Source organism: Nakamurella alba, assembly GCF_009707545.1.
GTDB lineage: Bacteria > Actinomycetota > Actinomycetes > Mycobacteriales > Nakamurellaceae > Nakamurella > Nakamurella alba.
On record NZ_WLYK01000001.1, the window covers coordinates 995,493 to 1,018,960 of the forward strand.

General features: G+C 71.5%; 20 protein-coding genes and 1 tRNA gene. 15 read left to right on the forward strand and 6 right to left on the reverse strand.

Annotated features, from left to right (window positions below; translation table 11 throughout):
- The first annotated feature begins 112 nt into the window (after positions 1-112).
- The 10 genes from GIS00_RS04395 (at position 113) to GIS00_RS04440 (ending at position 10,734) form a co-directional block, all read left to right on the forward strand.
- Positions 113-1,534, forward strand: coding sequence for a M20/M25/M40 family metallo-hydrolase (locus GIS00_RS04395; protein ID WP_154767090.1), 1,422 nt, complete (start codon positions 113-115; stop codon positions 1,532-1,534).
- 116 nt (positions 1,535-1,650) lie between these two features.
- The gene (locus tag GIS00_RS04400; protein WP_154767091.1) at positions 1,651-2,814 is read left to right on the forward strand and encodes a hypothetical protein; all 1,164 of its coding nucleotides are present in this window, start codon (positions 1,651-1,653) and stop codon (positions 2,812-2,814) included.
- 349 nt (positions 2,815-3,163) lie between these two features.
- A complete protein-coding gene (locus GIS00_RS04405) occupies positions 3,164-4,453 on the forward strand; it encodes a M16 family metallopeptidase (RefSeq protein WP_407666790.1) in 1,290 nt (429 codons plus the stop codon).
- The gene (locus tag GIS00_RS04410; RefSeq protein WP_154767092.1) at positions 4,453-5,856 is read left to right on the forward strand and encodes a M16 family metallopeptidase; all 1,404 of its coding nucleotides are present in this window, start codon (positions 4,453-4,455) and stop codon (positions 5,854-5,856) included. Before GIS00_RS04405 ends, GIS00_RS04410 begins: the two co-directional genes overlap by 1 nt.
- A complete protein-coding gene (gene nudC, locus GIS00_RS04415; RefSeq protein WP_154767093.1) occupies positions 5,853-6,824 on the forward strand; it encodes an NAD(+) diphosphatase in 972 nt (323 codons plus the stop codon). The genes GIS00_RS04410 and nudC overlap by 4 nt, the downstream gene beginning before the upstream one ends.
- A gap of 82 nt (positions 6,825-6,906) precedes the next feature.
- A complete protein-coding gene (locus GIS00_RS04420; RefSeq protein WP_322097491.1) occupies positions 6,907-8,958 on the forward strand; it encodes an ATP-dependent DNA helicase UvrD2 in 2,052 nt (683 codons plus the stop codon).
- A 287-nt stretch (positions 8,959-9,245) separates the two neighbouring features.
- The gene (locus tag GIS00_RS04425; protein ID WP_154767095.1) at positions 9,246-9,422 is read left to right on the forward strand and encodes a hypothetical protein; all 177 of its coding nucleotides are present in this window, start codon (positions 9,246-9,248) and stop codon (positions 9,420-9,422) included.
- Between the two features lie 164 nt (positions 9,423-9,586).
- A complete protein-coding gene (locus tag GIS00_RS04430; protein WP_154767901.1) occupies positions 9,587-9,871 on the forward strand; it encodes a WhiB family transcriptional regulator in 285 nt (94 codons plus the stop codon).
- A complete protein-coding gene (locus GIS00_RS04435; protein ID WP_154767096.1) occupies positions 9,868-10,101 on the forward strand; it encodes a hypothetical protein in 234 nt (77 codons plus the stop codon). The genes GIS00_RS04430 and GIS00_RS04435 overlap by 4 nt, the downstream gene beginning before the upstream one ends.
- Positions 10,102-10,557: 456 nt before the next feature.
- Positions 10,558-10,734, forward strand: coding sequence for a hypothetical protein (locus GIS00_RS04440; protein WP_154767097.1), 177 nt, complete (start codon positions 10,558-10,560; stop codon positions 10,732-10,734).
- 15 nt (positions 10,735-10,749) lie between these two features.
- Here GIS00_RS04440 and GIS00_RS04445 read toward each other — a convergent pair whose 3' ends face one another.
- The 3 genes from GIS00_RS04445 to GIS00_RS26785 form a co-directional block, all read right to left on the reverse strand.
- Entirely contained in the window at positions 10,750-12,066 is a 1,317-nt protein-coding gene (locus GIS00_RS04445; RefSeq protein ID WP_154767098.1) for an ABC1 kinase family protein, read from the reverse strand.
- A gap of 143 nt (positions 12,067-12,209) precedes the next feature.
- Positions 12,210-13,307 carry a hypothetical protein gene (locus tag GIS00_RS04450; RefSeq protein WP_154767099.1) on the reverse strand — a complete coding sequence of 366 codons (1,098 nt, stop codon included), beginning with the start codon at positions 13,305-13,307 and terminating at the stop codon, positions 12,210-12,212.
- A 123-nt stretch (positions 13,308-13,430) separates the two neighbouring features.
- Positions 13,431-13,580, reverse strand: coding sequence for a DUF5679 domain-containing protein (locus GIS00_RS26785; protein ID WP_196073110.1), 150 nt, complete (start codon positions 13,578-13,580; stop codon positions 13,431-13,433).
- Positions 13,581-13,737: 157 nt separating this feature from the next.
- Between GIS00_RS26785 and mgrA the strand changes: the two genes are divergently transcribed.
- The gene (gene mgrA / locus GIS00_RS04455; protein ID WP_154767100.1) at positions 13,738-14,763 is read left to right on the forward strand and encodes an L-glyceraldehyde 3-phosphate reductase; all 1,026 of its coding nucleotides are present in this window, start codon (positions 13,738-13,740) and stop codon (positions 14,761-14,763) included.
- Positions 14,764-14,843: 80 nt separating this feature from the next.
- Here the strand turns inward: mgrA and GIS00_RS04460 are convergent, their stop codons facing one another.
- On the reverse strand, positions 14,844-16,181 hold the full coding sequence (locus tag GIS00_RS04460; RefSeq protein WP_154767101.1) for a zinc-dependent metalloprotease: 1,338 nt from the start codon (positions 16,179-16,181) through the stop codon (positions 14,844-14,846).
- A 150-nt stretch (positions 16,182-16,331) separates the two neighbouring features.
- Here GIS00_RS04460 and GIS00_RS04465 point away from each other — a divergent pair, with 150 nt between their 5' ends.
- Positions 16,332-17,408, forward strand: coding sequence for a YlbL family protein (locus GIS00_RS04465; protein WP_154767102.1), 1,077 nt, complete (start codon positions 16,332-16,334; stop codon positions 17,406-17,408).
- Between the two features lie 9 nt (positions 17,409-17,417).
- Here GIS00_RS04465 and GIS00_RS04470 read toward each other — a convergent pair whose 3' ends face one another.
- Positions 17,418-17,978 carry a PPA1309 family protein gene (locus tag GIS00_RS04470; protein ID WP_230312774.1) on the reverse strand — a complete coding sequence of 187 codons (561 nt, stop codon included), beginning with the start codon at positions 17,976-17,978 and terminating at the stop codon, positions 17,418-17,420.
- Between the two features lie 277 nt (positions 17,979-18,255).
- Here GIS00_RS04470 and GIS00_RS04475 point away from each other — a divergent pair, with 277 nt between their 5' ends.
- The 3 genes from GIS00_RS04475 to GIS00_RS04485 all read left to right on the forward strand — a co-directional run bounded on the left by GIS00_RS04475 (position 18,256) and on the right by GIS00_RS04485 (position 22,078).
- Positions 18,256-21,171 (forward strand): UPF0182 family membrane protein, encoded by a 2,916-nt coding sequence (locus tag GIS00_RS04475; protein ID WP_154767903.1) that lies wholly within the window; start codon positions 18,256-18,258, stop codon positions 21,169-21,171.
- A gap of 425 nt (positions 21,172-21,596) precedes the next feature.
- Positions 21,597-21,670, forward strand: a tRNA-Met gene (locus GIS00_RS04480).
- A 150-nt stretch (positions 21,671-21,820) separates the two neighbouring features.
- Positions 21,821-22,078 (forward strand): hypothetical protein, encoded by a 258-nt coding sequence (locus GIS00_RS04485; protein ID WP_154767103.1) that lies wholly within the window; start codon positions 21,821-21,823, stop codon positions 22,076-22,078.
- Between the two features lie 52 nt (positions 22,079-22,130).
- Here the strand turns inward: GIS00_RS04485 and GIS00_RS04490 are convergent, their stop codons facing one another.
- Positions 22,131-23,429 (reverse strand): M20 family metallo-hydrolase, encoded by a 1,299-nt coding sequence (locus tag GIS00_RS04490; RefSeq protein WP_322097494.1) that lies wholly within the window; start codon positions 23,427-23,429, stop codon positions 22,131-22,133.
- Positions 23,430-23,468: the final 39 nt, after the last annotated feature.

Sequence of the window (23,468 nt, forward strand, 5' to 3'; positions counted from 1 at the left end):
GACCGCAACCACCGGCAACCGTGATGCATCGAGAATCGTCACGACGGAACACGGCCACCGCGGCCTGACACGGTCGCCACCCACCCATCACCCTTGCCCTAGCGTGGAGGTCATGACGCGCGAAAGGGAAGCGGTGGCCGAGGGCGCCGCGCAGTGGCTGGACAAGGTGCAGGACTGGCTCCGGATCCCCTCGGTGAGCGCCGACCCCGGCCACCACGGCGACGTGGCCGCCTCCGCCCACTACCTCGCGGAGTGGTTGCGGCAGAGCGGCTTCCCGCAGGTGGAGGTCTGGGACGAAGGACCGGCGCTGCCGGCCGTCTGGGCGCATTGGCCGTCCGGTGATCCGGACGCGGTGCGGGTCACCGTGTACGGCCACCACGACGTCCAGCCGGCGGAGCCGAGCGAGGACCCGGCCGCACGGTGGATCCATCCGCCGTTCGAGCCGACGATCGAGGACGGGGTGCTGTACGGCCGCGGGGCCAGCGACGACAAGGGCAACATCGCGATGCACCTGCTCGGGGTGCAGGCGCATCTTGCCGCCACCGGGCGCACCGCCCCGGCCGTCGATCTCACCCTGCTGGTCGAGGGCGAGGAGGAGTCCGGGTCCGCGCACATCGCCGAGCTGCTCGAGTCGCACCGGCACCAGCTGGAGACGGACGTCATCGTCGTCTCCGACACCGGTCTGTTCGGCGCCGGCACCCCGTCGATCTGCGTCGGCATGCGAGGTCTGGTCGGCGGTCAACTGCACGTGCACGGGCCCGACATCGATTTGCACTCCGGCGTCTTCGGCGGTGCGGTGCCGAACCCGCTCACCGAGATGGCCCGGATCCTGGCGTCCCTGCACGACGCCGACCACCGCATCACCGTCCCCGGCTTCTACGACGGCGTGATCGAGCCGACGCCGGAGGAGCGCGCGGCGACGGCCGCGCTGCCGTTCGACGAGTCGGCGTTCCTGTCCGGCCCGGCGTCCTCGCGGGCGGCGGTCGGCGAGGAGGGCTGGAGCACCCTGGAGCGGATCGGCATCCGGCCGACCGCGGAGATCAACGGGATGTGGGGTGGCTACACCGGTCCTGGTGGCAAGACCATCGTGCCGACGGACGCGTACGCCAAGCTCAGCTTCCGGCTGGTCGGACATCAGGACCCGGCCACGATCCAGCGGTTGGTGAGCGAGTTCCTCGAAGGCGCAGCGAGTCCCGGTATCGAGGTGACCATGGAGTGGGAGGGTGCGGGTGTGGCACCGGTGCACGTGTCGACCACCCATCCGGCGACCCAGGCCACCCGAGCAGCGGTCGGGCTGGCGTTCGACACCGACACCGTGCTGCTGACCCGGGAAGGCGGATCCGGTCCAGAGGCGCAGTTGGCCGCGTCGATGGACGCGCCGCTGGTGTTCCTCGGCGTGATGCTGGACGATGACCAGATCCACGCGCCGAACGAGAAGACCGCCGTCGACCGGCTGATCAAGGGGTGCGAGGCCACCGCGTACATGTACGCCGGACTCGCCGCCATCGGCCGGGAAGGTCTGCGGGAGGCCTGATCCCGCCGACCGGACCCGTCGCGGCTCACTGGGCCGGTCACCCGGTCGTGCGGCCGTTCCGACCGCTCCCGGCGTGCTGACGGCCCGCTGACCAGCCCCTGTGCCATGATCCGCACATGGGCAGACACGGTGCACCCGAGGCGCGTTCGACGCGACGGGTGCCGTGGGTGCTGATCGGCGTCGTGGTGCTGCTGGTCGCAGCGATCGGCCTCGGCATCTGGTGGTGGACCCTCCGGTCGCAGACCGACCCGATCTCCGCCGACCCGGTCGACGGTTACGCGGTCGTGGTGTCGTCCCCGGCCTGCCCGGGCGGGGAGGGCACGGTCGTCGACATCGCCGGCACCGACCCGGTGGTCCGCGCAACGATGGACGCGTGCGGGTACCCGGAGGGCCGGCGTATCGCGGTGCAGTACCTGGCCTCCGACCCGGCCCAGGTGCGCCTCGCCGGGACCGGGACGGCGGCGGGCACGCCGTCCGCGGCACGCTGGTTGCCGTTGGCCATCCTCCTCACCGGAGGCCTCGCCGTCGCCGCGACCCTGCAGCAGCTGATCGAACGCCGGCGGTCGCGGCACTCCGGGCGGGGCACCCGCGTGTCGATGGCGGATCTGCGGGCGCGTGGGGAGTCCGCCGCCCCGCCGGGGTCCGGCGCCGTTCTGTCGGCCGCGGCCGGTACGAGTGCGGCCGGCGTGGCTCCCGGGCAGGGGACCGCCGCGGACGTCGATCCGGCTACGGGCCCGCCGGCTACCTCCGACGCCGGGTGGGTGCCGGAGTCGGCGGCACCCGAAGCGCCGACCGACGGCACCGAGCCGCCGACCGGGGCGACGGAGTACACCGCGCCGGACGTGACCGAGCCTGCCGTCGACACCGAGCCTGCTACTGATCCCGCCTCGGCTGCCGACACCTTCCCGGACGGCGACGTCGCTTCGACCGTCCCTGGCGGCGTCAGGGAGCCGGCCGACGCGACGACCGGACCGGTCGGGTTGCCGGACTCCGGTGGCGGCGCACAGGCAGACACCGGACCGATCGACCTCACCGCGGGCGGAACCACGAGCTCCGGCTGGGTCCCGGAGACGGGCTGGGTCCCGGAGTCTGGCCCGGCCTGGGCGACCGACGAGCAGCAGGAGTCCGACGGGCCGGCGGCACCCGACCACCTGTCCGACCTCTCCGACGCCGGCGACCTCGGTCTGTCCGACCAGGAACCCGCGGCGGCCGACCGTGCCGACGGGGACCAGGACGACGACCTGTTCTCCCACCGCGGCCACGAGTTCCCCGGACACTGATCCCTCCCGACACGGGTGTCCGGACGCCGATACCTCCGGACACCGATGCCTCCGGACACCTGTCCCTCCCGGGCGACGCCGGGCCCGACGACTCGACCACCGCCTCGATCCCGCCCGGGAAACACCGCGCCGGACATCGCCCGTGCCCCTGGCCTGACGCCCGCCGGAACCCCATGCCGACGCCCGCCCGAACTCCGGACCGGCACCGGATTCGGACAACCGGTCACACAGGTGCGGAGCGACGCGACACGAACGGTGGGTGGGACCCTGAGCCGGGCGAACGGCTGGTTAGTGTGGCGGGGTGGCCCACACCGTTACGCCGACACGGCGATCCCGCCGCCGATCGGCGATCCCCACCGCCGAGCACCCGGTCAGCAGGCTCCGGCTGGACAACGGACTGCGGGTGGTGCTGGCACCCGACCGGACCAGCGGGGTGGTCGGCGTGGCCGTCCACTACGACGTCGGCTTCCGGTCGGAGCCCGAGGGCCGCACCGGGTTCGCCCACCTCTTCGAGCACCTGATGTTCCAGGGCAGCGAGTCGCTGCCCAAACTCGAGCACTTCCGGCTGGTGCAGTCCTCGGGCGGCATCTTCAACGGCTCCACCCACACCGACTACACCGACTACTTCGAGGTGCTGCCCGCCGCGGCCCTGGAACGCGGTCTGTTCCTCGAGGCCGACCGGATGCGCGCACCGCGGATCACCGCCGAGAACCTGGCCAACCAGGTCGACGTGGTCAGCGAGGAGATCCGGCTGAACGTGCTGAACCGGCCGTACGGCGGGTTCTCCTGGATCTACCTGCCGCCGTTGCTGTTCTCCACGTTCGCCAACGCGCACAACGGGTACGGCGATTTCGTCGATCTGCAGGCCGCCACCGTCGCGGACTGCGCCGACTTCTTCGAGAAGTACTACACACCGGCCAACGCGGTGCTCACGGTGTGCGGTGACTTCGATCCGGACGAGGCCGCGGACCTGGTGCAGCAACATTTCTCGGACGTGCCGTACCGCCCGGCCCCGGTCCGGCCGTCCTTCGACGAGCCGGTACCGGACGGTGTGATCAAGGGGCAGCACCCGGATCCGCTCGCGCCGCTCCCGGCCTTCGCCGTGGGCTGGCGGCTGCCGGACCCGGTGGCCGATCTCGACTCCTACCTGGCGACAGTCCTTCTGGGACAGCTGCTCTCGGACGGCGAGTCGTCCCGGCTGCAGTCCACCGTGGTGGCCGAGGCCGGCCTGGCGACCGAGATCTGGTCCGGTCCGGGGCTGATGGGCGGCCCGTTCGACGCCCGTGATCCCGACATCTTCGTGCTCGGCGCCCTGCACCCGGCCGAGGTCGACGGGGAGACGGTGCGCGAGGCGGCCTACGAGCAGCTCGCCGCGGTGGCCCAGGACGGGCCGACCGAGGAGGAGATGACCAGTGCGGTGGCCCGATTCTCGGCCGGCCACTTCCGGGAGAGCGACTCGATCTCGGCGCGTACCCGGTCGCTCGGCTCGTTCGAGCTGCTGCACGGCCGCGCCGAACTGCTCAACGAGATCCCGGCGATGATCGCCGCCCTCCCGCCGGAGGCCATCCGGGACGCGGCCGCGCACCTGGACCCGGGTCGCTGCGCGATCCTCGAGGTCATCCCGGGAGCTGACCGCTGATGCCGCCCCGTTCCCGCACCCCGCGGACCCGCACCCCGAAGCCCGGATCCCGTTCCGCCGAGCAGATCGCGGTGACCGCCACCGGGCCGCGCCCGGTCCCGGCCTTGCGCACCACGCCCACCCGGCGCCCCCCGGCCTACCGCACCGCGGTGCTGGACAACGGTCTGCAGGTGCTCGCCGTCCGGAAGCCGGGTACACCGCTGGCCGAGCTCCGGCTGCGGGTGCCGTTCGGCAACCGCACGCACGTGCAGGCCGCACGGGCAGAGCTGCTCGCCGCCACGCTGCTGCTCGGCACCGGCAGCCGATCCCGGGAACGGGTCGACGCGGATCTGGCCACGGTCGGCGGCCATCTGGGCACCGGGCTGGACCCGCAGCGGCTGGTCATCTCCGGATCCGTGCTGGCGCCGGGTCTGCCGCTGCTGCTGGACGTCCTGGCCGATTCGCTGACAGATCCCGCCTTCCACAAACGGGACGTGGCCGGCGAGCGCGAACGACTGCTGGAGCATCTCGCGGTCTCCGGCTCGCAGCCGTCGGTGGTCGCCCGGATGCTGTTGCAGGAGCGGCGTTTCGGCGATCACCCGGCGGCCTGGGACATGCCCGACCCGCAACTGGTCGCCGCGCTCACCCCGGCCGCGGTCCGGGAGCGGCACCGCAACGGCGTGGTCCCGCGTGGTTCGATCCTGGTGCTCGTCGGGGACCTCTCCCCGGCGAAGGCCATCGAGCAGGCGGCGACCGCGTTGGCCGGCTGGACCTCCCGGGGCACCGCCCGGCCGCTCACCACGCCGCCGTGGATCGATGCCGGCCCGGTTCAGCTGCACCACCGCGAGAATGCGGTGCAGACCCAGATCCGGTTGACCGCACCGGCGGTGCCGCGGACCGATCCCGGCTACGCCGCGGCCCAGCTGGCGAACCTGGTCTACGGCGGGTTCTTCTCCTCACGCCTGGTGGAGAACATCCGGGAGGACAAGGGCTACACCTACTCCGCCCACTCCTCGCTGGAGTTCTGGCCCGGCCGGGCGGCGATCACCGTCGGCTTCGACACCAACACCGCGTCGACCGCCGCCGCGCTGCTGGAGACCCGTTACGAGCTCGGACGTCTCGCGCTGACCCCGCCGACGGCTGCCGAGGTGGAGGCGGCCCGGAACTACGCCCTGGGCACACTGGCCACGTCGCTGTCCACCCAGGCGGGTCTGGCGTCCACGCTGTCCGCGCTCGCCGGTCACGGCCTGGACATCACCTGGCTCCGGGAGCACCCGGCCCGCCTGCGGGCGGTCGGCGTCGACGACGTGACCGCCGCCGCGGCGCGGGTGCTCGCACCGAGCAACTTCACCGGCGTGGTGCTGGGTGACGCCGATGCCGTCGGTTCGGCGCTGGACCGGATCGGGGGAGTGGTGCGCGCATGACGGGGCTGCCCGGGTGGTTCCCGATCGAGGTGCCGCTGCTGTCCAGGGGGACCGCGGACCGCTCCGAGGACCTGCGGGACGCCGACCGGTCGCGGGCCGGATGGGCGACCGCCTCGGTGCTGGTGGTCGACGACAAGGGCAGGGTCGGCACCGTCACGACCGGCGACGGCCGGGTGGAGCTGGCGTTGCTGCCCGCTGCCGGTCTCGGTGAGGTGCCCCCGGCGGGGGCGGTGCTGCTCGGCCGGGTCACCCGCGCCGGAACCGAAGGGGCGCACGACGTCTGGGCGCTCTCCGGTGATCTCGACGACACCGTCGCCGACGGTGCGGCCGGCCTGCGTGAGCTCGGTGCGGCACTCGACGACACCGATGCCGGGCTGCTGACCGCCGCGGTCTCGGTGCTCGGCTGGCACCGCGCCGGGCGGTTCTGCCCGCGCTGCGGGGAGCCCAGCGAGCCTCGGTCCGCCGGCTGGTCCCGGCACTGCCCCAACGGGCACGAGGAGTTCCCGCGTACCGACCCCGCGGTCATCGTGCTGGTGCACGACGGCGCGGACCGGATGGTGCTGGCCCGGCAACCGATCTGGCCGGCCGGGCGGTACTCGGTGCTGGCCGGGTTCGTGGAGGGTGGCGAGTCGTTGGAGGCGACCGTGCTGCGCGAGATCGAGGAGGAGGTCGGCCTGGTCGTCGAGGACATCACCTACCTCGGCTCGCAGCCGTGGCCGTTCCCCCGGTCGCTGATGCTCGGCTTCTCCGCCCGCGCCGATCCCGGTGATCCGCTGCGGCCGCGCGACGGCGAGATCGAGGAGGCGATGTGGGTGGACCGGGCGACCGTCCGGGCCGCCCTGGCCGGCGGCGACGACTGGACCGCCCCGGACGACCCCCGGGCCACCGGTCCGGGCATCCTGCTGCCCGGTGAGGTCTCCATCGCCCGCCGGATGATCGAGGGCTGGGCCGCGCTCGACACCCCGTGAGCCGCTCGGTGCCCGACCGGGTTGTCCACATCTCCCGCGGCGCAGCACCGGCCCGTCGTACATCCGTGCGAAACTGGACGACGTGACGGTGGACCTGCTGGCGGGACTGGACGACGGGCAACGGGCGGCGGTGCTCGCGCCCTCGGGGCCGGTCTGCGTGCTCGCCGGCGCCGGTACCGGCAAGACCCGCACCATCACCCACCGCATCGCGCACCTGGTGGCGACCGGTGCGCACCCGGTGTCGGAGATCCTCGCGGTCACCTTCACCACCCGGGCGGCGGGGGAGATGCGGATCCGGCTGCGCGATCTGGGCGTGCCCGGTGTGCAGGCCCGCACCTTCCACTCGGCCGCGCTCAAGCAGCTGCGGTACTTCTGGCCCCGTGCGGTCGGCGGCCAGCTCTGGCCGGTGGTGGAGAACAAGCTGCGGCTGGTCGCCGCCGCCGCCCGCCGGGCCAATGCCGGCACCGACGCCGCGACCCTGCGGGACCTGGCGTCCGAGATCGAATGGTCCAAGGCCTGCCTGATCACCCCGGACACCTATGTGGCGGAGGTGGCGCGCCGCCGTCGTGACACCCCCGTCGCCGCCGACCTGGTCGGGAAGGTGTTCGCGAACTACGAGAAGGCCCGGGTGCAGTCCGAGCAGCTCGACTTCGACGACCTGCTGCTGCACACCTGCGCCGTGCTGGAGGAGGACGAGGACGTGGCCCGGGAGTTCCGGGCCCGGTACCGCTGCTTCGTCGTCGACGAGTACCAGGACGTCACCCCGCTGCAGCAGCGGCTGCTCGGCGCCTGGCTCGGCGGGCGCGACCAGCTGACCGTGGTCGGTGATGCGAACCAGACCATCTACTCCTTCGCCGGTGCCTCGCCGACCCACCTGCTCGACTTCGACCGCACCTACCCGAACGCCACCATCGTCCGGCTGGAGCGGGACTACCGGTCGACGCCGCAGGTGGTGACCCTGGCGAACCGGGTGATCGCTGCGGCCCAGGGACAGTCCGCCCGGCTCCGGCTCAAGCTCACCGCCGTGCTGCCGCCCGGCCCGGAGGCGACCTTCACCGAGCTGCCCGACGAGCCGGCCGAGGCGCGCAACGTCGCCGAGAAGGCCGCCGCACTCATCGCCGCCGGGCAGCCGGCATCCGGCATCGCCGTCCTCTATCGGATCAACGCGCAGTCCGAGGTCTACGAGAAGGCGCTGTCCGACGCCGGCGTGCCCTATCTGATCCGCGGCGGCGAGCGCTTCTTCGCCCGGCCCGAGGTGCGGCAGGCGCTCACCGCGCTGCGCCGCGCGTCGGTGGCGGCCGACGGCGGACTGCCCGAGGGCCGCACCCTGGTCGACGTGGTCCGTGCCGTGCTGGCCGATGTCGGTCTGACGGAGGAGCCACCGGCCGCCGGTGCCCTGCGGGACCGGTGGGAGTCCCTGCTGGCCCTGGTCGGGGTCGCCGAGGACCTGGCCGCCCTGGAGAGCACCGTCCCGGCCGACCTGGGCGCGCTGGTGGCCGAGCTGGAGCAGCGGGCCGAGGCGCAGCACGCACCGTCGGTGGAGGGCGTCACGCTGGCGTCGCTGCACGCGGCCAAGGGGCTGGAGTGGGACGTGGTGTTCCTGGTCGGGCTGACCGACGGCACCCTGCCCATCCAGCACGCCGAGTCGCCGGAGGAGATCGAGGAGGAGCGCCGGCTGCTCTACGTCGGGATCACCCGGGCCCGCACCCGACTCGCGCTGTCCTGGGCGCTGTCCCGTGCGGAGGGTGGCCGGCGAACCCGACGGCGCAGCCGCTTCCTGACCGGGCTGGCGCCGGAGGGCCTGGCCGGTGCGACCCGCGCCCGGCCCGGGCAGAGCCGCTGCCGGATGTGCAACGGGGTGCTCACCGCGCCGGCCGAGATCAAGATCGGGCGGTGCGAGAACTGCCCGTCCACCGCGGATCCGGCACTGGTGGACGCACTGCGGGCCTGGCGCAAGGACCGCAGCGCCGCCTCGTCGGTGCCGGCCTACGTGGTGTTCAGCGATGCCACGCTGCTCGCCATCGCCGAGCGCCGGCCGGCCGACGGCGCCGCGCTGCTGGCCATCCCCGGCATCGGCCGGACCAAGCTCGACACCTACGGCAGCGAGGTCCTCGGCATCATCTCCGCGTCCTGAGTCCGATGCCTCCGGGTCCGCCGACCCGGTACGGCGTCGCGCGGCACGTGCCCGGCCGGAACGCGGGGTCAACGGTGCCGGATCTGTCCCGGATCGCGGCGCCCGCGAAACCCGTTGGCAGTACGCCGGTGTCAGAAGATCAGGAAAAGTTCGGGAAATCCTGGTAATTCGGTTGCGCGCCTCCGCGCGGGCGAACTACTCTCACACACGTTCCAGAAACAGCCCGGCAACACTGCCGGAGCCTCCCCGGACGGGCAGGCAGCGAGAGCGAAGGAGGTGCCACGGTGATGATGATCAGCATAACGCCGATGATCGACGATCTGGGCACCCCGCGCGCTGCCGGTTTCCTGGGCACCGCTGTGTCTCCGATCGTCGTCGGTGCGCGCCTGCGCCACCTCGACAAGATCGAGGCCGCCGGCGCCGGCAACCAGCCCCGTTGGTCCGGGGAGAACTCTGTGAGGTAGCACCTCCGAGTATCTCTTCCCGGCCGCGGGTCTCTTCAGCAGAGACACCGCGGCTTCGGCGTTCCCGGACCACACGACCACCCGATTCGAGCGGGTCCGTCGCAGGAACCCCGCACATCCACCCGAAGAGATCACACACACGGAGGTGACAACCCGTGATCGCACTGACCGACAGCCCTCAGGTGATCGAGGAGATCATCGGCGACCCGCAGTTCGCCAGAGAGCTGCCCTGCCACACCGGGGACCCGGACCTGTTCTTCGCCGAGCGGCCCGAGGACCTGGAGAAGGCCAAGGTGCTCTGCGCCGATTGTCCGCTGCGTGCAGCATGTCTCGCGGCGGCCCTCGAGCGGAGCGAGCCCTGGGGCGTATGGGGCGGCGAGATCTTCGACCACGGCGTGGTGATCGCCCGGAAGCGGCCCAGGGGCCGGCCCCGGAAGGTCGCCGCGTGAACCGCGACAACCGGCGCATCGTCCGGCAGCTGGACCGCACTCCACCGGCGGGCAGGAACGGCCTGCACGCCAACAACTCTCCGCGCATCGAGCGCAACCCACGACACAGGAGCATCGAGATGTCACTCATGTTGGAAGAACTGGCACGTGACCGAATGCGTCAGGTGCAGCGCGACGTCGAGCAGGCCCGGACGGCCCGCCGGCATCGTCGGCAGCGCTCCGCGCGCTGAGCACCCACCCGGCAGCACCGCCGCGGCAGCGGACAGAACCGTTGCAGCGCACTGCATGTCAGGTCCGGAAGGCGCACCAAGAGGTGCGCCGTCCGGACCGGGCGGCGGTGATCCGGAAGATCCCGACGAGCACAGCACCAGCACCGTTCACCCACACACCGAACAGCACGACGACCGGACCCGGCGGGGAGACCGCAGGGCCCGGTCGTCGTGCTGTTCGCGATCCGGAATTCGCCGGACCACCACGCCGTCCGCACTCCGCCTGACACCGTCGCGGGTACCTCGCCGACGTCGCTGCTGCCGGGGCCTGTCCCGGCCCGATCGTCGACCAGGTTCGCCGGCCCTCATCAGCCCGGCCCTCATCAGCCCGGCCCTCTCAGCCCGGCACTTCTCCGGCCTTGGCCCGTCCCGGCGCGGTCACCGCCCCGGCCGGCCTTTCGGTCCTATCCTGCTGTCGTGGAACGGGTTCCGGAGGACACGGTCACTTGCACGATGTGCGGCACCGTCGCCGCGGCGACCCCGTTGGACTGGGTGAGCGAGCGCGGGCCGCGCGGCCTCACCTGGGTGTGCGCCGTCTGCGCCCGCACCCATCTGCGGGCGATCGAGGCCAAACTCGACCAGGAGTGGTGGTGACCCGCCCGGGAGCGGTCAGCCGTCGTCGCCGAAGCCGGGCTGCCAGCGGGACACGATGTCGCGGAACGGCGCGGTCGCGTCCAGCTGGCAGAGCACGCCGATCGACCCGAAGGTCACCCGGTGGATCATCAGGTAGGACGGCGGCAGGTTCAGGTGCCGGGCGAGCTGCACGTCCTTGCTGCTCAGATCCGTCATCCGGGCCGCCCGCTCCTGCATCCAGGCACGGGTGAAGTGGAAGGTCTCGTGCCGCAACGGTTCCGCGAACGGGGCCAGGTACTCGATCAGGTGCTCCGGATCCGGGTCGAAGCCGGCGGGGATGAACCCCTCCGCGCGCAGACCTTCCACGAACTCGTCGGTGCGGCCGTCCAGCGCGAGGCGTGACATCCGCCCGATGATCGGCGGCGACCCGTTCGGCAGCCGCGCCACCGAGCCGAAGTCGATGGTGGCGAGCCGCCCGTCGGCGGTCAGCAGGTAGTTGCCGGGGTGCGGGTCGGAGTGCAGCAGCCCCACCCGCTGCGGCGCCGAGAAGTGCAGTTCGGTGAGCAGCCGACCGGCCAGGTCGCGCTCCGCGACCGTGCCCTCGCGGATGATGCCGAGCATCCCGGTGCCCTCCACCCACTCGGACACCACCACCTTGGGAGCGCTGGCCAACACCCTCGGCACCAGGATCTCCGGGTCCCCGGCATAGGCCTTGGCGAAGGCGCGCTGGTTCGCGGCCTCCGCGGTGTAGTCCAGCTCCTCCAGCACCCGTTCCCGCAGTTCGGCGAGCAGCGGCCGCACCTCGACGCCGGGCAGCATCAACCCCAGCAGCGGGGCCACCCGGTTGAGCTGGTTCATGTCGGCCCGCAGGGCGTCGCCGGCTCCCGGGTACTGGATCTTCACCGCGACGTCGCGGCCGTCGTGCCACACCGCCCGGTGCACCTGGCCGATGCTCGCCGCCGCCGCGGCCTCGTCGTCGAAACTGTCGAACCGTTCCCGCCATGCACCGCCCAGCTGCTCGGCCAGCACCCGGTGCACGGTGGCGGTCGGCATCGGCGGCGCCGCGTTCTGCAGCCGGGACAGCGCCTCCCGGTACGGCGCGGCGTGTTCCTCGGGAATCGCGGCCTCGTAGACCGACAGCGCCTGGCCGAACTTCATGGCACCGCCCTTGAGCGTGCCCAGCACGTCGAACACCTGCTCCGCGGTGCGGCGCTGCATCTCGGCGGTGATCTCCTCGCGGTCCTTGCCGATCAGCCGCTGTCCCCAGCCCTGGGCGACCCGCCCCGCCGCCGACAGCGGCAGGCCGGCCAGCCGGGCGGTGCGCCCCAGTGCGCCGCGGGGGATGTCGGACATGACCCCATTGTTCCTCACGACGATCTTCGGCCGGTGGCATTAACGGTTCTTCGGTGGTCGCGGGCGGTCTGCAGTGGATTCGTGAGGGGTGTGCAGTGGTCCTCGGTGACTTTCGGACGCCGACGGCCGGACCGCGCCGGCGTTCAGACCCGCCGGCAGTCGCAGTCCGGATGCCGGGACCAGCTGCGTCGCCGCGGCCGGGCCGGCTCCGGTGTCCAGTCGAGGGTGCCGTCGAGGGTCGCCGGCGCCTGCAGGCCGTCGATGTGGCCGAGTACCTCGACCAGCGCGAGCAGCACCGCGGCCTGCATGACGGTGGCAGGGGAGAGGGCCGCGGTCTCCCGCATCCCGGCCTCGACAGCCGGCCACCCGGGGTCCAGGGCCGAACGGTGCCGCAGCACGCAGAGCGCACAGACGCTGCGGCCGGGCAGGGTGAGCGGGCCGACGGTGCACCCGTCGACCCCGGTCAGCAGATGCAGGTGCGCGATGCCCCCGGACAGCAGGGACATCACCGTCCACGGTGCGGCCGGCGCGGTGCCGGTCAGTACGACCAGATCGGTCCGGGAGTCCGCGGCCACCGGGACCGGCGCGGCTGACACCGCCGACGGGCGGGCCGGTCGGCGCTGGGCGGAGGAGCGGTCGGTCGAGGTGTCCACCACGGTCTGCGGGTCCCGGAGCACCGCGGCGACAGCAGCCTCGGCGTCCTCCACCGGATCGGCAGGTCGCACGGCGACCCGCCGGGTCGCGGGCCCGGGATGCGCGGCCGTGTCGACCCGCCCGATCCCGGCGGTGGTCAACGCGGCGGCGAGGTGGTGTGCGACGTCGCCGCCGCCGACCACCCGCACCACGGCGTCCGCCCGGGCCAGCAGGGTGCGCCGGGCCACGGCCGGACCGTGCCGGTGCTCGAGGGCGGTGCGTTCGGACCATCCGCCGGCGGGTGTCGGGCCGGTACCCCGGGCGGCCAGCGGCACCACCAGTCCGCGGGCAACCAGTTCGGTCAGCAGCGGGGACCACACCCCCGGGTCCGCGCCGTGCCGGTGCAGCACCTCGGCAACGGTGGCGGTCCCGTCGAGGTCGCGCAGCAGGTCGACGCTGCAGGCCGGGGCCTGGTGCAGGATCACCGGACCCGGGCCCCCCGGGCCGTCGTGTGCGGTGCCGATCTGCACGGCGTCGGCCGAACGGCGCACCACCCGCACCCCCAGCAGCACCATCAACCGGCCGCCCGGATCGATGGTCGCCTGCACCTGATCCCGCCCACCCCGCACGGTCCACCCCCTGGACGACGTCCTGTCGCAGGTAAGGGTGTCAGGTCTGCGGCCGGCGCCGCGGAGTTGTCCACAGGGCGCCGGCCGCGCGGGCCTTTCGGATCAGGCCTTGCCCAGGATCCGGTTCATCTTGGTGCCGCAGACGGGGCAGGTGCCCTTCGCCATCCGGCGGCCGTTCGTCTCGTGGACCTCGCCTTCGAAGTCCCGCTTCTCCTTGCACTTCACGCAGTAGCCGTTGTAGGTCTCGGCCATCGTCGGAGCCTCCTGTCCCGCTCCCGGCAGGTCCGGGGCTGTGGTGCCGGGCTTCGGCGCCCGGCCGATTCACCGTACCCGGCGCCTCTGGAGCACGGCGGGCGGCGGTGCGGGACATGCCGGGCGGTGCCACCTGCGGCGGGTGCAGAATCGCGCCATGACCTATGTGGCCTCCGCGCAGCGTTACGACGACATGCCCTACCGACGGGTGGGCCGCAGCGGCCTGCACCTGCCGACGATCTCCCTCGGCCTCTGGCACAACTTCGGCGACGTCGACGACTTCGACCGGCAGCGGGCGGTGCTGCGCCGGGCGTTCGACCTCGGCGTCACGCACTTCGACCTGGCGAACAACTACGGCCCGCCCTACGGCTCGGCGGAGACCAACTTCGGCCGGCACCTGCGGGACGACTTCCGGCCCTACCGCGATGAGCTGGTGATCTCCAGCAAGGCCGGGTACGACATGTGGCCGGGCCCCTACGGCAACTTCGGCTCCCGCAAGTACCTGCTCGCCTCCCTCGACCAGTCGCTGGAGCGGATGGGGCTGGACTACGTCGACATCTTCTACTCGCACCGGGCCGACCCGGACACCCCGCTGGAGGAGACGATGGGTGCCCTGCACACCGCCGTCACCTCGGGAAGGGCGCTGTACGCAGGGATCTCGTCCTACTCGCCGGAGCGCACCCGGCAGGCCGCCGCGATCCTCGCCGACCTCGGCACGCCGCTGCTGATCCACCAGCCGTCGTACTCGATGCTCAACCGCTGGATCGAGGAGGACCTGCTGGACACCCTCGGGGACCTGGGTGTCGGCTGCATCGCGTTCTCGCCGCTCGCGCAGGGCATGCTCACCGGCAAGTACCTCAACGGGATCCCCGAGGGCTCCCGGGCCTCGAAGGGATCGTCGCTGTCGCCGGATCTGCTCACCGATGCGGCGATCGGGCACATCCGGTCGCTGAACGAGCTGGCTCAGGGCCGCGGGCAGTCGCTGGCGCAGCTGGCGCTGTCGTGGGCGGCGCGGGACGAGCGGATGAGCTCGGTGCTGATCGGTGCCTCGTCGGTGGCCCAGCTCGAGGACTCCCTCGCGGCGCTGCAGGGGCCGACGCTCACCGATGACGAGCTGTCGGCGATCGACGGACATGCGGTGGAGGCCGGGATCAACCTCTGGTCGAAGTCCAGCGCAGTGTGAGACGACAGCTGCCGCACCCGGATCGACCGGGTGCGGCAGCTGTGCGGATCGTGCGCTGTGCGGATCGTGCGGTGCGTGGATCAGAGTGTGCGCGGCGGGTCCCCGGCGTCGCCCTTGTCGTCCCCGGACGCCGCCGGCCCGTCGTCGTCGGGCAGCGACTCGACGTCCTCGAGCCCGGCGAGCAGGGCGCTGAACTCCTTGTCCCGCTCGACGAATCCGGTCGGATCGTCCAGGTCCTTGGCGGTCGGCAGCAGGTCCGGCGATCCCCAGAGGGCGTCCCGGCCGTCGGCGCCGCGGGACGCGGTGAGCGCGCTCCACAGCTCGGCGGCGGCGCGCAGCCGCCGCGGCCGCAGTTCCAGGCCGATCAGGGTGGCGAAGGTCTGCTCCGCCGGACCGCCGGTCGCCCGGCGCCGGCGCAGGGTCTCCTGCAGCGCACCCGCCCCCGGCAGCCGGTTGCCGACCGCCTCGGCGACGACCGTGTCCACCCAGCCCTCGACGAGGGCGAGCAGGGTCTCCAGCTCGGCCAGCGTGGCCTGCTGGCCCGGGGTGATCTTCGGCTCGAACATGCCCTTGCCGAGCGCGGACTCGATGCCGGCCAGGTTCGACGGGTCCAGCGATCCGGCGAGCTCCTCGAACGCGGAGAAGTCGACCTCGATGCCCTTGGCGTAGCCGGCGACCAGGTCGAGCACCCGCTGCCGCAGCCACGGCACCCCGGCGTAGAGCCGGTGGTGCGCCGCTTCCCGGGCGGCCAGGAACAGCCGGACCTGGTCGTCGGGCAGCGACAGCCCGGACGCGAACTCGTTGATGGCGACCGGCAGCAGCGCGGCGGTGCCCTCCGGCCCGAGCGGCAGGCCGACGTCGGTGGAGGTGAGGACCTCGACGGCGAGCTGGGCCAGGCCCTGGCCGAGCTGGCTGCCGAAGGCCATGCCGCCCATCGATCCCATCATCGCCAGCAACGGACCGGCCTGCTGCCGCGCCTCCTCCGGGAGGCCGTCGACCCAGGCGGTGGACACCCGCTCGGCGATGGGGGAGCAGAGCTTCTCCCACAACGGCATGGTGGCGTCGATCCACTGCTTCGCCGTCCAGGCCGTGGCGGTGCGGGCACCGGCCGGGAACGTGGTGGCGTCCTGCAGCCAGACCTCGGCCAGCGCGACCGCGTCGCGCACCTGCTGGACGTCGACCGAGGACGCCGGGTGCGTGGCTGGGACCTGGGAGGTCGCGAGCTTGCGGGCGAGGTCGTAGTTGACCGGGCCGGCGGAGGGCTGGGCGCTGGACATCATCTGTCCGAGCTGCGAGAGCATCGACCCGAGCTGGGACAGGTCGAACCCGCCCGGCAGGCCCCCGGGACCCTGGCCCTGGCCGGGGCGTTCCGGCTCGTCGTCGCCGGGCTTGGAGAAACCGAAGGGCAGGTTGGTCATGTCGTCCACGGTACTGACCGAGTCGGTGCAGAGCATGAGGGACAACCCTGAAGTTGATCGCCGTCAGCTGAACCCTGTGCGGGTCCGTGCCCGGCCCCGGCGCACCGCGGGTCGACAGGAGCCGTACACCGGATGCCCTAATCTCGCCGCATGAACTGGTTCCTGTCCCGGTCGCTGCGTGCCCGCACGCTGATCGTGGGCTCGGTCCTCGGTGCGGCACTGATCGCGGTCGGTTTCACGGTGCCGCTCCCGTACGTCGCCCTCGGCCCCGGTGTCACCTACAACACGTTGGACGACGTCGACGGCACGGAGGTCATCGGCTTCTCCGGTGACGACATCCCGGCCTCGGTGCAGGAGAACAGCGCGACCGGTCACCTCAACATGACCACCATCTCCATCTACGACCACCAGACGCTGTTCTCCGCGCTGGGACTATGGGCGCAGGGCGACTTCTCGCTGGTGCCGCGGGAGGAGGTCTACCCGCCGGACAAGACCGTCGAGCAGGTCAACCAGGAGAACGCGGCGCTGTTCTCCGACTCGCAGTCCAGTGCCGAGATCGCTGCGCTGCGCTACCTGAAGTACCCGAACGTCGTCTACGTGGGCACCATCCCGGACGACTCGCCGAGCGCGAAGGTGCTCGAGCCGCAGGACCAGATCACCGCGATCGACGGGACGGCGGTCAGTGACTTCGCCTCGCTGCGGACCGCTCTCGCCGACACCACACCCGGCCAGACGGTGACGGTCACGGTGCTGCGCGACGGCGCCGAGCAGGACGAGAAGGTCGTGCTTCAGGCTGCCGCCGACCCGGCGACCTCCGGCAGCCAGGGATTCCTGGGCATCGGCGCGGTCGAACGGCCGAAGGCACCGTTCTCCATCAGCATCTCGCTGGCCAACATCGGCGGCCCGTCGGCCGGACTGATGTTCACCCTCGGGATCATCGACAAGCTGACCCCGGGCGACCTGACCAGCGGCCACTTCATCGCCGGGACCGGGACGATGGAGGTCGACGACGACAAGGGCACCGTCGGTGCGATCGGCGGCATCCTGATGAAGCAGGTCGCGGCCCGCGACGCCGGCGCGACGATCTTCCTCGTCCCCGAGGCCAACTGCGCCGAGGCGCTGACCCGGGTGCCGGACGGCCTGCAGTTGGTCAAGGTCGCCACGCTGGACGACGCGATGAACGCCCTGAAGACCATCGCCGACGGCGGCACCCCGCCCGGCTGCTGACCCCGGACCTCAGTCCTGGAAGGTCGCCTGCAGCGCGACCAGCAGGTTCGGCGCCAGGTCGGCGCCGCGCAGCGGCTCCGCGCCCGGCTCGCCGTCGGCGGACCGGACCCGCAGCAGGCAGGCTCCGCCTGGCATCCCGCGCAGCACCCCCGCCACCAACCGGGCCTCCTGCCGGTCGGGGTGCCCGGCCGCGGCGGCGGCATCGAGCGGCTCGTCCTGGTCGGCGACCGCGGACGGCGGCAGCACCACGATCTCCTGCACCAGCACGCAGCCGGAGACCTCCGGCGGCCAGGACACCCGGGAGAGCGCGACCGCGAGATCGCCGTCGGGGGCGTCCAGCGGGTCCTGGGCCACCGCGGTGAAGGCGGTGTCGCCGAGCCCGGCGGCGAGCTCCGGCTTCGCGGCGATCAGGTCGGCACTGGCCACCAGCGCGAACAGCTGTGGTGCCGCGTCCCAGCCGGCACTCGCCACGAACTCCTCGACCTCGGCGACCGCGGTGGCCAGGTCCGGATCCTCCCACCACTCGGGCCCGGGCTGCGGGGTGTCGCGGTCGGGGTCGGGATCGGCCATGCGGCGATCCTGTCACGCGCCGCCCGCACGTCCGCTGCTGTGCCCGGGGTGGGTGTCTCGTTGGTGTCAGCGGCGTCGGCTCACGGGGAACCCAGCACGCCCCCTTACAGTTGATCGATCAGGGTCCGCCGTGACCCTGTGATCGTGCTGGGTCCGGCGTGAGACGGACCTGCGCGGTGTGGTCGCCGGTCATCGGCGGCAGGCAAGCCCCAGGGCCGGTGCGCACCGGTCCGGCAACGACAGGAGCACGTCAGTGGCCCAGCGGCCCCCCATCGGTATGCCGGCCATGTCCAAGCGGGCCAAACGGGTCCTGATCACGCTCGGCGCGCTCGTGGTGCTCGCGGTGCTGTGGTTCCAGTTCGTCAACATCTACTTCGACTGGGCGTGGTTCGGCGAGGTCGGCTACCGCAACGTCTTCACCACCCAGCTGATCACCCGGATCATCCTGTTCCTGATCGGCGCCCTGGTGGCCGGCGGACTGGTGCTCGGCTCGTTGCTGATCGCATTCCGATCCCGGCCGGTGTTCGTACCCGGCAACGAGGTCGACCCGCTCGCCCCGTACCGCACCGTCGTCACCGCCCGGCCGAAGCTCTTCAGCTTCGCGATCGCCATCGTCATCGCCCTGGTGTGCGGCCTGTCCGCGCAGGGGGAGTGGGAGACGGTGCAGCTCTGGCTGAACGCGCAGAGCTTCGGCACGGTCGATCCGCAGTTCGGGCACGACGTCGGCTTCTACGTCTTCTCCCTGCCGCTGTGGGAGATGCTGCTCGGCTGGCTGCTGGTGCTCACCGGGATCAGCTTCGTGCTGGTGCTGGTGGTGCAGTACCTGTTCGGCGGCATCCGGGTCTCCGGTCCGGGCCGCAAGATCTCCGCCGCCGCGACCCTGCAGCTCTCGCTGCTGGTCGGGTTCTTCGTGCTCGTCAAGGCGGTCCGCTACTGGTTCGACCGGTACGACCTGCTCTTCTCCAACCGCGGTGGATCCTTCACCGGTGCGTCCTACACCGACATCAACGCGGTGCTGCCGGCCAAGATCATCCTGATGTGCATCGCCGCCATCTGTGCGGTCGGCTTCGTGGTCGGCGCGTTCCTGCGGTCGGTGCGGCTGCCGGCGATCGCGCTGGCCCTGCTGGTGCTCTCGTCGGTGCTGATCGGCGGCATCTGGCCGCTGGTGCTGCAGCAGGTCGTCGTCAACCCGAACGCGATCTCCCGCGAGCCCCCGTACATCGCACGCAGCATTGCCGCCACCCAGGCCGCGTACGGGCTCGGTGACGACAAGGTCACCTACGTCGAGTACCCGGACGAGAACGCCGCCAGCCCACGGGATCTGCTGGGCACCCAGACGGTCAACAACGCCCGGCTGCTGGACCCGAACATCCTGTCCGACACCTTCACCCAGCGGCAGCAGCAGCAGAACTTCTACGGCTTCGCCGAGCAGCTCACCATCGATCGGTACCCGACCGAGGACGGCGGGGTGCAGGACTACATCGTGGCGCTGCGCGAGCTCAACGTGGACGGGCTGCAGGCCGAGCAGAAGAACTGGATCAACGAGCATCTCGTCTACACGCACGGCAACGGCCTCGTCGCCGCGCCGGCGAACTCGGTGGTCGACGGCTATCCGGCCTTCACCGTCTCCGATCTCAACAACAAGGGCGCGATCCCGGTCGACGAACCGCGGATCTACTACGGCCAGCTGGCCACCGACTACGCGATCGTCGGCTCGGAATCGGCCGACGTGCAGCGCGAGTACGACACCCCGACGACGAACTTCACCTACACCGGCAAGGGTGGTGTCGGGGTCGGCAACCTGTTGGACCGGTTGATCTTCGCCACGCACTACGGCGAGGCCAACTTCCTGTTCTCCAGCGAGATCAACGGGAACTCGAAGATCCTGTACTACCGCGACCCGGCAGAGCGGGTGCAGAAGGCCGCGCCGTTCCTCACCATCGACACCAAGCCCTACCCGGCGGCGGTCAACGGCCGCATCGTCTGGATCGTCGACGGCTACACCACCGCGCAGCACTATCCGTACTCGCGCGAGGTGACCCTGTCCGACGCGACCAACAACTCGCAGAGCGCGAGCGGCCAGGCCCAGGGTCAGGTCAACGAGCAGGTCTCCTACATCCGGAACTCGGTGAAGGCCACGGTCGACGCCTATGACGGCACGGTGACCCTGTACTCGGTGGACGACACCGATCCGGTGCTCAAGGCATGGGAAGGCGTCTTCCCGGGGCTGATCAAGCCGTCGACCGACGTGACCCCGGAGCTGCGGGACCACTTCCGCTACCCGCAGGACCTCTTCGAGGTGCAGCGGTCGCTGCTCACCCAGTACCACCTGGAGAGCGCCGTCGACTTCTTCCAGAACTCCAACTTCTGGCGGGTGCCGGACGACCCGACCGAGTCCGGTGTGACCGCGGCGCAGCCGCCGTACTACCAGCAGGTGCAGCTGCCGGGGCAGGCCGACTCGTCCTTCCAGCTGACCAGTGCGCTGACCGGGTTCTACCGACAGTTCCTGCAGGCGTACGTGTCGGTGGACAGTGATCCCGAGAACTACGGGAAAATAACGGTTCTCCAGCTCAACACGGAGACGACGACACCAGGTCCGCTGCTGATCCAGCAGACCTTCGCCGCCACCGAGTCGTTCTCGAACTTCATCACCACCAGACAGAACCAGGGCACCCAGGTGATCTACGGCAACCTGCTGACGTTGCCGACGTCCGAGGGTCTGCTGTACGTGGAACCGCTGTACCTGCGCGGTGTCTCGACCTCCGCCGCGCCGCAGCTGAACAAGGTGGTGGTCTGGTTCAACAAGCGGGTGGGCATCGGCGACACGCTCACCGAAGCACTGGAGAGCGCTGCCGCCAGTGCCCCGGTCGAAGTCGTCGAGCCCCCGGGCGACGGGACGCCGACCGTGTCGGGGAGCGCGTCGATCTCCAGCGGCAGCGTGCCGCCGACCACGACCGACACCACCGGTCCGACCTCGTCGGAGCCGTTGCCGTCCAACGCGGCGGAGGCGCTGGCCGTGGTCGAGCAGGCCAACCAGCGGCTGGAGGATGCGAAGAGTTCCGGCAACCTGGTGGCGATCGCCGAGGCGACGGACGACCTGTCCCAGGCCGTGGACAACTACATCCGGCTGGTCGGCCCGGCCACGGCCTCCAGCACCCTGCCCCCGAGCGTCACCTCCAGCTCCGGCGGCTGATCCCCCCGCACCACCCCGCACGACCCACGGACGCCGCGTCCGGCCCCTCAGGCCGGGCGCGGCGTCCGCCGTTCACCGGCCCCGGGTTCCTGCGCTGATCTCCCGCCGCCTGGCCCCGGATTCGCGCGATGATCAACTTCGCCGACGCGTACGAAGTAGGCGACTCCTGCCTCACCCGTCCCAAAAGCAGCAACTTCCCACGCGCAGCCCGTGTGCAGCTGGTGCGCGGCCGATGGCCGGGGTTCCCACCATGATCAACTTCGCCGGCGCGTACGAAGTTGGCGACTCCTGCCTCACCCGTCCCAACGGCAGCAACTTCCCACGCGCAGGCCGCCATCCGGCGGCTCGTGGCGTCCGTGCGGCACCCTCACCAGGCGATTTGGATCCTCGTCCATCCGGTGGTTACAGTGGTGTCACCACAACGACGCGGGGTGGAGCAGCTCGGTAGCTCGCTGGGCTCATAACCCAGAGGTCACAGGTTCGAATCCTGTCCCCGCTACTAGTGAAGGGCCCTTGACCTGGGGAAACTCAGGTCGGGGGCTCTTGTCATTTCTGTTCTGAGGTCCTAACCCAGCGGAAACCCAGCGGTTTCGTGGCAGTCCCGGCCCCGCAGTCAGCAGTGGGAGCGCTGACCTGCGAGGCTGTGCGGATGCCCGACGACCACGACGGCGCCGCAGTCGCGGACCTCCTTCGCCTGCAGATTCTGGGCGCCGTGGAGTCCGCGCTCCGCCGGTGGCCGGAGGTGATGGCGGTCATTGCCGCGTCGGCGGACCGGGAGGCGGCGACCGTCGCCGTCGGATCCCTGCTCGAGGTCGACCGGATCCAGGCGGCGGCGGTGTTGGACCTGCAGTGGGGAGCGCTCACCGCCGACCGCAGACGGCAGCTCTCTGCCGGGAGCGCCGGCTGAGCGCGACGAGCTCGCGAGATCACCACCACGCACGGGCCGGCACACCGCGAAATCAGGACAGGGCGCCGCCGGCCATCCGGTGCAGCACCTCGGTGAGGACGTCGACGCCGGTGCAGAGATCCTCGTCGGTGGTGTACTCGTTCTCGGCGTGGGAGACCCCGTCGACACTGGGCACGAAGAGCATCACAGTCGGCACGGTGTCCTTCATGTTGGTGGAGTCATGGCCGGCCCGGGTCTGCACCTTCATCGAGGACACCCCGAGGTCGGTGACCACCTGCGCGGCGAGATCCACGCCCTCGGACTGGTACTGCTGACCCTTCCAGGTGTGCGCGAACCGGCGCTCGATCTGCACGTCGGCCTGCACCTCGATCTCGGCGAACCGGCGGCGCAGCAGGGCATCCGCCTCGTCGAGCAGGTCATCGGAGGGGGAGCGGAGGTCGAGGTGCAGGTATACCTCGCGGGCCACCACCACCGGCGAGTTCGGGTAGACGGTCAGCTGTCCGCAGGAGGTGTGCAGATCCTCGCCGAAGCGGTCGGCCAGCTCACGCAGCGCCACCACGACCAGGGCCGCGCCGTAGAGCGCGTCCTGCCGGTCGGCGATCGCCGTCGCGCCGGTGTGCGACTGCGCCCCGGTCACGGCGATCTCGTACTTGTTCGCGCCCCAGGTGGAGTCGACAAGGCCGAGTACGATGCCACTCTTGTCGAGCTCGCGGCCCTGCTCGATGTGGATCTCCGCATAGGCGCCGACCTGCCGGCCGGTGCCGTCGCCGAAGGCGTCGCCCGCGCCGAGGCTGCCGATCGCCCCGAGTGCCTCACCGACGCTGACCCCGGTGACATCGGTGGTGGTGAGCGCCTTCTCCAGCGGGATCTTGCCGGTGAACACACCGCTGCCCATCATCGACGGCTTGAAGCGGGATCCCTCCTCGTTGAACCAGTTGACCACCGCGAAGTTGAAACCCGGCACCGTGCCGGCGGTCTCGTGCCCGCGCACCACCCGGTGCAGGGCGTGGGCGGCGGCCAGAACCCCATAGGCGCCGTCGTACTTCCCGCCACGCGGCTGGCTGTCCAGGTGCGATCCGGCGAGCAACCAGGGGGCGCCGGGGGCGAACTCTCTCAGCCCGAACATGTTCCCGACCCGGTCGAACTCGACGGTGAAGCCGTTGCGGTCGAGCCAGGCGGCGAGCCAACTCCGCATCTCCCCGTCCTCTGCCGTCGCCGCCTGCCGCTCGACGCCGCCGGCCGGGGTGGCGCCGAAGGCCGACAGCTCGACGAAGTCGTCGATGAAACTGCGGTTGTCACCGGCATCCCGGCCCGGGTGGGTCGCGGCGGGGGAGAGGGTCTGGTCGGACACGGAAACCTCCGGGGGTGCTGACGGGTGCTGTCGGGAACG

Coding starts and splice junctions, on each gene's coding strand:
- GIS00_RS04395 (WP_154767090.1), top strand. CDS start 113: ATGACGCGCGAAAGGGAAGCGGTGGCCGAGGGCGCCGCGCAGTGGCTG.
- GIS00_RS04400 (WP_154767091.1), top strand. CDS start 1,651: ATGGGCAGACACGGTGCACCCGAGGCGCGTTCGACGCGACGGGTGCCG.
- GIS00_RS04410 (WP_154767092.1), top strand. CDS start 4,453: ATGCCGCCCCGTTCCCGCACCCCGCGGACCCGCACCCCGAAGCCCGGA.
- nudC (WP_154767093.1), top strand. CDS start 5,853: ATGACGGGGCTGCCCGGGTGGTTCCCGATCGAGGTGCCGCTGCTGTCC.
- GIS00_RS04425 (WP_154767095.1), top strand. CDS start 9,246: ATGATGATCAGCATAACGCCGATGATCGACGATCTGGGCACCCCGCGC.
- GIS00_RS04445 (WP_154767098.1), bottom strand. CDS start 12,066: ATGTCCGACATCCCCCGCGGCGCACTGGGGCGCACCGCCCGGCTGGCC.
- GIS00_RS26785 (WP_196073110.1), bottom strand. CDS start 13,580: ATGGCCGAGACCTACAACGGCTACTGCGTGAAGTGCAAGGAGAAGCGG.
- mgrA (WP_154767100.1), top strand. CDS start 13,738: ATGACCTATGTGGCCTCCGCGCAGCGTTACGACGACATGCCCTACCGA.
- GIS00_RS04460 (WP_154767101.1), bottom strand. CDS start 16,181: ATGACCAACCTGCCCTTCGGTTTCTCCAAGCCCGGCGACGACGAGCCG.
- GIS00_RS04465 (WP_154767102.1), top strand. CDS start 16,332: ATGAACTGGTTCCTGTCCCGGTCGCTGCGTGCCCGCACGCTGATCGTG.
- GIS00_RS04470 (WP_230312774.1), bottom strand. CDS start 17,978: ATGGCCGATCCCGACCCCGACCGCGACACCCCGCAGCCCGGGCCCGAG.
- GIS00_RS04475 (WP_154767903.1), top strand. CDS start 18,256: ATGCCGGCCATGTCCAAGCGGGCCAAACGGGTCCTGATCACGCTCGGC.
- GIS00_RS04485 (WP_154767103.1), top strand. CDS start 21,821: ATGCCCGACGACCACGACGGCGCCGCAGTCGCGGACCTCCTTCGCCTG.